The sequence below is a fragment of the Pseudonocardia xishanensis genome (genome assembly GCF_039541715.1).
GTDB lineage: Bacteria > Actinomycetota > Actinomycetes > Mycobacteriales > Pseudonocardiaceae > Pseudonocardia > Pseudonocardia xishanensis.
Window position 1 is genome coordinate 29,620 of record NZ_BAABGT010000045.1, and the last position, 9,288, is coordinate 38,907.

General features: G+C 74.2%; 10 protein-coding genes. 4 read left to right on the plus strand and 6 right to left on the minus strand.

All coding sequences use genetic code 11. The features are described 5' to 3' along the window. A partial coding sequence (locus ABD993_RS18425; RefSeq protein WP_345419622.1) for a long-chain-fatty-acid--CoA ligase occupies window positions 1–1,131 on the plus strand: 1,131 nt, incomplete at its 5' end. 7 nt (window positions 1,132–1,138) lie between these two features. On the opposite strand, the gene ABD993_RS18430 is transcribed toward ABD993_RS18425, so the two are convergent. The 6 genes from ABD993_RS18430 to ABD993_RS18455 all read right to left on the minus strand — a co-directional run bounded on the left by ABD993_RS18430 (window position 1,139) and on the right by ABD993_RS18455 (window position 6,187). Beyond that, entirely contained in the window at window positions 1,139–1,873 is a 735-nt protein-coding gene (locus tag ABD993_RS18430; RefSeq protein WP_345419625.1) for an alpha/beta fold hydrolase, read from the minus strand. A 95-nt stretch (window positions 1,874–1,968) separates the two neighbouring features. After that, a complete protein-coding gene (locus tag ABD993_RS18435) occupies window positions 1,969–2,580 on the minus strand; it encodes a DedA family protein (RefSeq protein ID WP_345419628.1) in 612 nt (203 codons plus the stop codon). Continuing rightward, window positions 2,577–3,404, minus strand: a complete 828-nt coding sequence (locus ABD993_RS18440) for an MBL fold metallo-hydrolase (RefSeq protein ID WP_345419653.1) — start codon at window positions 3,402–3,404, stop codon at window positions 2,577–2,579. Before ABD993_RS18440 ends, ABD993_RS18435 begins: the two co-directional genes overlap by 4 nt. A 19-nt stretch (window positions 3,405–3,423) precedes the next feature. After that, window positions 3,424–4,767 carry an ATP-dependent 6-phosphofructokinase gene (locus ABD993_RS18445; RefSeq protein ID WP_425569044.1) on the minus strand — a complete coding sequence of 448 codons (1,344 nt, stop codon included), beginning with the start codon at window positions 4,765–4,767 and terminating at the stop codon, window positions 3,424–3,426. 144 nt (window positions 4,768–4,911) lie between these two features. Further along, complete coding sequence (locus tag ABD993_RS18450; RefSeq protein WP_345419633.1) at window positions 4,912–5,331, minus strand: TIGR03618 family F420-dependent PPOX class oxidoreductase; 420 nt, start codon at window positions 5,329–5,331, stop codon at window positions 4,912–4,914. Continuing rightward, window positions 5,249–6,187 (minus strand): EamA family transporter, encoded by a 939-nt coding sequence (locus tag ABD993_RS18455; protein WP_345419636.1) that lies wholly within the window; start codon window positions 6,185–6,187, stop codon window positions 5,249–5,251. Before ABD993_RS18455 ends, ABD993_RS18450 begins: the two co-directional genes overlap by 83 nt. A 99-nt stretch (window positions 6,188–6,286) precedes the next feature. On the opposite strand from ABD993_RS18455, the gene ABD993_RS18460 reads away from it, so the two are divergent. The 3 genes from ABD993_RS18460 (at window position 6,287) to ABD993_RS18470 (ending at window position 9,228) form a co-directional block, all read left to right on the plus strand. Further along, the gene (locus tag ABD993_RS18460; protein ID WP_345419639.1) at window positions 6,287–7,165 is read left to right on the plus strand and encodes a LysR family transcriptional regulator; all 879 of its coding nucleotides are present in this window, start codon (window positions 6,287–6,289) and stop codon (window positions 7,163–7,165) included. 90 nt (window positions 7,166–7,255) lie between these two features. Next, entirely contained in the window at window positions 7,256–8,704 is a 1,449-nt protein-coding gene (locus ABD993_RS18465) for an MFS transporter (RefSeq protein WP_345419641.1), read from the plus strand. Window positions 8,705–8,748: 44 nt separating this feature from the next. After that, complete coding sequence (locus ABD993_RS18470; protein ID WP_345419644.1) at window positions 8,749–9,228, plus strand: winged helix-turn-helix transcriptional regulator; 480 nt, start codon at window positions 8,749–8,751, stop codon at window positions 9,226–9,228. Window positions 9,229–9,288 lie beyond the last annotated feature (60 nt).

A 9,288-nucleotide genomic window follows, 5' to 3' on the forward strand; every position in this document is an offset into this window, starting at 1 on the left:
GTCGGGATCACCGGGATCGTCGTGCCCGCCACCGGCCCCACCGACCTGGGCGGCGAGCCGGTCACCGAGCCGGTCGAGCGCACCGAGGACGACACCGCCGTCATCCTCTACACCTCCGGCACCACCGGACAGCCCAAGGGCGCCGAGCTCACCCACCACAACCTCGCCTCCAACGCCGCCACCACGTCGGAGACGCTGATCGAGATCGGCCCGGACGACGTGATCATGGGCTGCCTGCCCCTGTTCCACGTCTTCGGGCTGACCTGCGGCCTCAACGCCGCCGTCCGCGCCGGCGCCACCCTGACCCTCATCCCGCGGTTCGACCCGGCCAAGGCACTGACCGTGGTGGCCCGGGACGAGGTGACCGTGTTCGAGGGCGTCCCCACCATGTACGCCGCCATGCTGCACAGCCCGGACGCCAAGAACGCCGACATGTCGTCCCTGCGCACCTGCATCACCGGCGGCTCCGCGATGCCCGTGGAGATCCTGCGCACCTTCGAGTCCACCTTCGGCTGCGAGGTGTTCGAAGGCTACGGGCTCTCGGAGACCGCGCCGGTGGCCTCGTTCAACCAGCCCGGCCACGAACGCAAGCCCGGCACCATCGGCTTCCCCGTCCGCGGCTGCGAGATGCGCGTCGTGAACGACGACGGCGAGGACGTGCCCGACGGCGAGCCCGGCGAGATCGCCATCCGCGGCGAGAACGTCATGAAGGGCTACTGGAACCGCCCCGACGCCACCGCCGAGGCCATCCCCGACGGCTGGTTCCGCACCGGCGACATCGCCACCCGCGACGCCGACGGCTACTACACCATCGTCGACCGCAAGAAGGACCTCATCATCCGCGGCGGCTACAACGTCTACCCCCGCGAGGTCGAGGAAGCCCTCTACGAACACCCCGCCGTCGCCGAAGCCGCCGTCATCGGCATCAAGCACGCCGACCTCGGCGAGGAGATCGGCGCCGCGGTCGCCCTCAAGCCGGACGCCGACGCGGACCCCGAAGAGCTCAAGGCGTTCGTCAAGCAGCGCCTGGCCGCCTACAAGTACCCCCGCAACGTCTGGCTGGTGGACGCGCTGCCGAAGGGCCCGACCGGCAAGATCCTCCGCCGCGAGGTCGAACCCCCCACCGAATGACGGGTGGTCAGGGGCGGAGCAGGGCCTCGGTGGTCGCGTCCGGGGCCGTGATCATGGCGTCGTGTGACGCGGCGAGGTCGCGCCACTCCCACCCCGCGTCCTTGACGACGGTGTGGCCCGCCGCGATCGCGGTGTACTCCGGCGCGGTGCAGTGCAGGTAGACGACGGGCAGGCCGTTGCCGAGCGGACCCTCGAGGGCCAGGGGTTCGCGGTAGCTGCGCAGCGGCTGCGGGGTGAGGCGGCGGGCGACCCAGGCGGCGTCCTCGGGATCGGTCACGCCGAAGGCCTTCGGGGACGCGACCGGGATCGCGATGCCGTGTCCCCGGCGCCTCGCGTCCGCCTCCCGCTGGACGACGGTGTCGGGGGCCAGGGCGTCGAAGGCCGGGTGGCCCGGCTCGACCACCAGCCCGTCGAGCAGCACGATGCGGCGGATCCGGTCGGCGGCGAGATCGGCGGCCCCGAGCACCGGCAGGGCGCCGAAGCTGTGCCCGACGAGCACGACGTCTCGCAGCTCCTCGGCCTCCAGGACGCCGACGACGTCCCGGACCATCGTCGAGAGCCCGACCTCGGCCGAGAGCAGGTGCGCCCGCTCGCCCAGGCCGGTGAGTGTCGGGGTGTGGACGGTGTGGCCCTGCGCGCGGAGCCGGTCGGCGACCCGCCGCCAGCACCAGCCCCCGTGCTGGGCCCCGTGCACCAGCACGAACACCTCGCCCATCCCGACCTCCCGCGCCGCTGCGGCCACCCGGTCAGCAGCCTGCCGGGCTCCGGGCCCGCCCGGTGATCATCAGACCCGCACGCAGGATACAGCGGCCGACCACCTGCACCAGAGCCTGGTGATCAGCAGCTGGGGGGCGGTGCCGAGGCCGAGCGGGCGCGGCGCCTCCGCACGAGGGACGCGATGCCCGCGGAGACCGCGCCGACCACCAGGACCAGGCCCGCGGCCACCAACGAGGCCACCAGCGGGTTGTCGAACAGCCCGCCGGAGAGGATGCCGAGCAGCGCGTAGGCGACCGCCCAGAGCAGGCAGGCGGCGAGGGCCGTCGGCACCATCCGCCGCCAGGAGTAGCCGAGGGTGCCCGCCGCGACGAGCGTCGGGATCCGGCCCGCGGGCACCAGCCTGCCGACCACCACGACCTGCCAGCCGTACCGGGTGAACCGGGCGCGAGCCTTCTCGAGCTGTTCGGGGCTCTGCCCGCGCGAGACGAACCGCAGCGCCGCCCCGCCACCGACCCGGGCCACCGCGTAGGTCACCAGGTCCCCGACGACCGCGCCGACGGTCGCGACGACGAGCACCAGGGGCAGCGAGAGGTGGTGTGTGGTCATCGCGACGGCGGCCGCCGCGCCGACGACCGCCCCCGTGGGGACGATCGGGATGATCGAGCCGAGCAGCACCCCGACGAAGAGCAGCGGGTAGCCGATCGCCTGGGGGTCCGACCAGTCGAGGCTCACCCGCGGTCCGTCTCGGCCTCGGCGCGCTCGGACACACCCGGGCGGCGCGGCGCGTCCAGGGGGACGTCCTGGCCCGGCTGGGCGATCACCACCCGGCTGTCCACGCGATGGCGCCCGGCCGCGACGGCGAACCGGTGCGGCGGGTCGTGCAGCAGCGCCCGCATCCGCGCCCCGTGGCCCGCGGGCGCCCTGGTCGACCCGGCGACGGCCAGCGTCCCCCAGTGCACCGGGACGGCGAGCCGCGGCCGGAGCAGCTCGAGCGCCCGAGCGGCCCGCTCCGGGTCCATGTGCCCGGGCCCCAGGCTGGGGCCCCAGCCCCAGACCGGCAGCAACGCGACGTCCAGCTCCCCCAGCGAGGCCATGCCGTCGAACAGGTCGGTGTCCCCGGCGGCGTAGATCCGCAGCCCGTCCGCCTCCAGGACGTGCCCCAGCGCGGGCGCCTGGGGGCCGCGGGTGGACCGGGGTCCCCAGCGGTGCCCGGAGTGCTCGGCGAACACCGCGGTGACCCGCAGCCCGTCCTCGACCAGCGTGTCCCCGATCCCGAGCTCCGACACCCGCGGGACGCCCTTGCGGCGCACCCACTCCCCCGCCCCGCGTGGCACCACGACCCGGGTCTCCGGGCGCAGCAGCCGCAGCGAGGGCAGGTGCAGGTGGTCGCCGTGCAGGTGCGAGATCAGCACGAGGTCGGCGTCCGCCCAGTCCGCGGGCCGCAGCGGCGGCACCATCCGCCGCAGCGCCGACACCCGCGGGGTCAGCACGGGATCGGTGAGCACCACCCGGCCGCCGATCTCCAGGCGGGCGGTCGAGTGGCCGAGGAACCGCAGGGCGGGCACGGTGGCGACGTTACGCGCCGAACCGCACCGGCTGCCCCGTCGACTCGAGCACCGCCTGCCAGAGGTCCCCGTTCGGGTCCACCTGGTTGCGCTTGCTCACCGCCAGCTCCATCGGGATGTGCACGAACCGGCGCCGCACCCGCCCGACGACCATCGCCGTGCGCCCCGACATCGCCGCGTGCACGGCCGCCTGGGACAGCCGGACGGTGTAGACGCTGTCGTACGGGTTGGCCGGAACGGACCGGATCGCGTACGAGGGGTCGATGTAGCGCACCGAGGTCTCGATCCGGCGCGTGGCGAAGTCCTCCTCGATCTTCGCGCGCAGGAACCGGCCGATGTCGCCGAAACGCTTGTTGCCCGAGGCGTCCGTGTGCGAGACCGCCTCCATCAGCTCCTGGCCCGCCCCCTCGGCCACCACCACCACCGCGTGCCCGCGCTGCTCCACGCGGCGCCGCAGGTGCGCGAGCAGGCCCGCCTCGCCCTCGAGCTCGAAGGGCACCTCGGGGATCAGCACCACGTCCGCGTCCGACCGGGCGAGCGAGGCGTAGCAGGCGATGAAGCCGGAGTGCCTGCCCATCAGCTTGACCAGGCCGATGCCGTTCGCCGTGGACTTGGCCTCGACGGTGACCGCACGGATCGATTCGGACGCGCGGGAGAACGCCGTCTGGAAGCCGAAGCTCTGGTCGATGTACGGGATGTCGTTGTCGATCGTCTTCGGGACGCCGACGACGGCCATCTTCAGCCCGCGCTCGCGGATGATCCGCTCGATGGCCATGGCGCCGCGCATGGAGCCGTCCCCGCCGATGACGAAGAGGATGTTCAGGTGCATCCGCTCGAGGCAGTCGACGATCTCCTCGGGGTCCTGGTGGCCGCGCGAGGTGCCGAGCACGGTGCCGCCGTCCGTGGCGATGTCCCGGACGTACTGCGGGGTCAGCTCCACCTCGTCGTAGCCGTAGGAGGAGATGAAGCCCTGGTAGCCGTTGCGGAACCCGACGATCCGCTTGACCCCGTAGTGGTAGGTCAGCGTGCGGACCAGGCCGGCGATGACGTCGTTGAGCCCCGGGCAGAGCCCGCCGCAGGTGACGATGCCGACGCGGGTCTTGGACGGGTCGAAGTAGATCTTGCGGCGCGGCCCGCAGGGCTCCAGGCCGGGGAGGTCCTCGAGCGAGACGCCGCGGGCCCGGATGCCGGCGATCGTGTCGTCCAGCAGGACGCGGTCGTCCTCGTCCACGTAGTGCTCGGTGGTGTTGCGGGCGTCGAGCAGGTGGGACATCGGCGACTGGATCCGGCTCGTGCCGAGCTTGGCGATGGCCAGGTCCTGCTGCGTGACGGACTGCGAACGGGGCAGGGCCACGACGTTGTCCGGGGTGGGCTCCCGGTCGTCTGCCGCTCCGTGGGTCACTGGAGATCCCTCTCGTCGTGGTGGGGGGCCCGCCACGGTGAGGACCGGCCACCAGGGTGCCGGATCGCCGGGCGAACCGACAGGACCAAGCTCCGCTCAGAGGATACCCAGCACCCGGTCCACGGTGATCACCACGACCACGCGCTCCGGGTTCTCCCGCGGCACCCGGTAGCGCTTCGCGTAGCGCTCCTCGGCGTCCCGCACGGACTCCGGGTCGTCGAGCACCCGGACGGTCCCCTCGAGGGTCGACCAGCGGGCCCCGTCCACCTGCGAGACGACGGCGCGGCCGGACTCGCGGGCGTTGACCGCCTTCTGCGAGCCGCCCCGGCAGATCACCCGGGCGGTGCCCTCCTCGACGTCCACCGTCACCCCGACCGGCACGACGTGCGGGGTGCCGTCACGCCGCAGGGTGACCAGCGTCCCGAGGTGCCGCTCAGTCCAGAACGCGCGGAACTCCTCGGAGACGACGTCGGGGGCGAGTCGGGTGCGGTGCGGTCGTGGCTGCGGCCGGGACATGCCCCGCATCCTCTCCCGAGGTGCGCAGCCCCCGCCCGACGGCCCCGACGTTCGCCGCCACGACCAGCGCGATCGCCAGCGCCCCCACCGGGCCGAGCGGCTGGCCGAGCACCACAGCGCCCGCCAGCGCGGCGATCGCCGGGGACAGGCTCATCACGACCGCGAACACCGCCGCGGGCACCGCGCGCAGCGACCGCATCTCCAGCGAGTACGGCAGCAGCGAGGACAACAGCGCGACGGCGGCGCCCAGGGCGAGTGCCCCCGGGTCCAGCAGGTCGACCCCGGCCGAGGCGATCCCGGCGGGCGCGACGAGCAGGGTGGCGACGCCGAGGCCCAGCGCCAGCCCGTCCAGCCGCGCGTAGGACCGGCCCGCCCGCTGGGCGAGCAGGATGTAGCAGGCCCACAGCGCGCCCGCGGCCAGCGCGAACAGGACCCCGACCGGCGGGAGCGCGCCGACGCCGTCGAGCCCGAGCAGCGCGACGCCGGCGAGCGCGAGCGCCGCCCACAGCCACCGCAGCCGCCCCCTCCCGGTCAGCACGGACAGGGTGAGCGGGCCGAGCACTTCGAGGGTCACGGCCGCTCCGAGCGGGATCCGCGAGATCGCCTCGTAGAAGCACAGGTTCATGCCGCCGAGCGCCAGCCCGTAGGCGAGCGCGACGAGCAGGTCGGCCCGGGTGCGCCCGCGCAGCCGGGGCCTGCAGACCAGCAGCAGGGCCACGCCGGACAGCCCGAGCCGCAGCGTCACCGCCCCGCCGGGGCCCACGCGGTCGAACAGCGCCGCCGCGACGGCGGCCCCGAACTGGACGGACACCTGCGAGGTGAGCAGCAGGCCGACGGGAGCGACGCGGGAGGACACGTCCACCGACGCTAGGCATCGGCACGAGCCGCGAGAAATGCCGTTCTCCCGGTGGTTATTCTCCGCAGGCATGACCACCCGCGCACGCGGTCCGGCGGCATGAGAGCCGAGCTGCGCCATGTCCGCGCCTTCCTGGCCATCGCGGAGGCCGGGACGATCACGCGGGCCGCGGCCGCGCTCGGCGTCGGGCAGCCCGCGCTGTCCCGCACGCTCGCGCGGTTGGAGGGGCACCTCGGCGTCCGGCTCGTGGACCGGTCGACCCACCATCTCGCCCTCACCGCGGCGGGCACGGCGTACCGCGAGCGGGCCCTGCGGGCGGTCGAGGCCGTCGACGCGCTGCTGGACCCCGACCGCCTCGGCGAGGGGCTCCACGAACCGCTGCGGCTCGGGTACGCGTGGTCGGCGCTGGGCGCGCGGACCCCGGAGCTGCTGCGCCGCTGGCGGACGACGCGCCCGGGGATCCCGCTCGAGCTCGTCCAGCACGACACCGCCGACGCGGGGCTGGGCGCGGGGCTCGCGCACGCGGTCATCGTGCGCGGAGCCGTCCTGCGGGGGCGGGGGCGACCGCCCGGCACCCGCGCGGCGCGGCTGCCGGACGAGCACCGGGTCGCCGCCCTCCCCGAGAACGATGTGCTCGCCGCGGGGGAGTCGGTGACACTCGCCGAGCTCGCCGAGCGGACCGTCGCGCTCAACGAGCTCACCGGCACCACGACCCCGGGGCTCTGGCCCGCGGGCGCCCGGCCCGCGGTGACCCGGGTCGGCTCGACGGCGGAGTGGCTGGTCGCGATCGCGTCCGGCGAGGCCGTCGGGGTCACCGCCGAGGCGACGGCCGAGCTGCACCGCTTCCCCGGCGTCCGCTACGTCCCGGTCGCCGACGCTCCCCCGCTCCCCGTCCACCTGGTCTGGCCCGATCCGCCCACTCACCCGGGGGTCCCCGACCTGGTGGACACGGTCCTGGCGGTCACCGCGGGCCAGTGAGATACGTGGCAGCTACACGCTTTCGCTTGCCGATGGCAACGACCCGTGGTCACCTGAGTAGGACACCCGATCGGACGGAGACCACACCCCGTGAGCGCCACCCTCGCCGACTCGCCCACCACGACCGGCGAGCGGACCCGTCCGACGGTGGCGATCCTGACGCTCGCCTCGTGCGGACTGCTGGTCTCGCTGATCCAGACGATGGTGGTGCCGCTGCTGCCGCAGTTCCCGCGGCTGATGTCGGTCAGCCCGTCGACCGCGGCCTGGCTCGTCACCGCGACGCTGGTGGCGGGCGCGGTGTCCGCGCCGGTGCTCGGCAGGCTGGGCGACATGTACGGCAAGCGCCGGATGCTGGTCGTGGCGCTGGCGCTGATCGTGCTGGGCTCGGCGCTCGGGGCCGTGGCACCGAACATCATGGTGCTGCTGGTCGCGCGTGCCCTGCAGGGGACGGCGTTCGGCGTGATCGCGCTGGGCATGAGCCTGATGCGGGACGTCCTGCCGCCGGAGAAGGTGGGCAGCGGCGTCGGCCTGATGAGCTCGTCGCTCGGCGTCGGCGGCGCGATCGGGCTGCCGCTGACCGGCCTGGTGGCCCAGTTCGCGAGCTGGCGCTGGCTGTTCGCGGGTGCCGCCGTGATCGGGGTGCTGCAGATCGTGCTCGTCCAGAAGCTCACGGCGGAGTCGCGGGTGCGCACCGGCGGCCGGTTCGACGTCGTCGGGGCCCTCGGGCTCGGCATCGCGCTGGTCTGCCTGCTGCTCGCGGTCTCCAAGGGCACCGAGTGGGGCTGGGCGAGCCCCCGCGTCCTGGGGCTGTTCGCCGGCGCCGCCCTGCTGCTCCCCCTGTGGGGGCGCTACGAGCTGCGCAAGCGCGGCCCGCTGGTCGACCTGCGGGTCACCGCCCGCCCCGCCGTGCTCTGGACGAACGTGGCCACGCTGATGATCGGCTTCTCCATGTTCGCCACGTTCATGCTGGCCACCCAGGTGCTGCAGGCCCCGGTCTCGACCGGCTACGGCTTCGGGATGTCGCTGATCGCCGCGGGCCTGGTGCTGCTCCCGCTGGGCGGCGCGATGGTGGTGTTCTCGTCCGCGTCGGCGTGGGTGTCCCGGGTGCGCGGCCCGCGCACCACCCTGGTCATCGGGATGGCGCTCATTGTGCTGGGGAACGGCGGGTTCGCCCTGTTGCCCGACTCGATCCCGGCGCTCATCGGGGTCGCCACGGTCGGCTCGGTGGGCGCCACGCTCGCCTACTCCTCGCTGCCGCTGCTGATCATGCGCGCGGTGCCGGAGACCGAGACCGCGGCGGCGAACAGCCTCAACACGCTGATGCGCCAGCTCGGCACCTCGACGTGCACGGCCGTCGTCGCGGCGGTGAGCAGCGCGCTCGTCATGACCGTCGACGGCGAGACCCATCCCACGAGCACGGCCTTCGCCGTGGTCTTCCTGGCCGCGGCGGGGGCGGCGCTCGTCGGCATGGTGGTCGCGATGTTCACGCCCGCGCCCGCCGCGGTCGGCGACCCGCGGGTGCGGACCGCGACCGCCTGACGGGTTGCGTGCAACAACCCAGCCGCGCGGCTACCCTGGCCACCATGTCCGAGACCGCGTTCACCGAGTGGGACAGCGCCACCTGCTCGGTGGCCCGCACCGCCGCCCTCGTGGGAGACGCGTGGACGGTGCTGGTGCTGCGGGACCTGTTCAACGGCGTGCGCCGGTTCGACGACCTGGCCGAGCACCTCGGCATCGCCCGCAACGTGCTCACCCGCAGGCTCGCAGGCCTGGTGGACGCGGGACTGGTCGTCAAGGCCCCCTACCGCGAGCCCGGCCGCCGGGAGCGGCACGAGTACCGGCTCACCCCGGCGGGCCGTGACCTGCGGATCGTGCTCAACGCCCTGAAGGACTGGGGGGACACGCACCTCGCGGGCGAGGCGGGCCCGCCGAACGTCACGCGGCACGTCGGCTGCGGCGCTGAGGTCCACGCGGAGCTGGTCTGCGCAGCGGGCCACCACATCGACACCCGGGACAAGCTGGTCTCCGAGCCCGGCCCGGGCGCGCGGCTGCGCTCGGCCTAGCTGTACTCGGCCATCACGTTGGTGACAGGCGGCTGGCCGGGGGTTGGCCGGTGCAGGCTG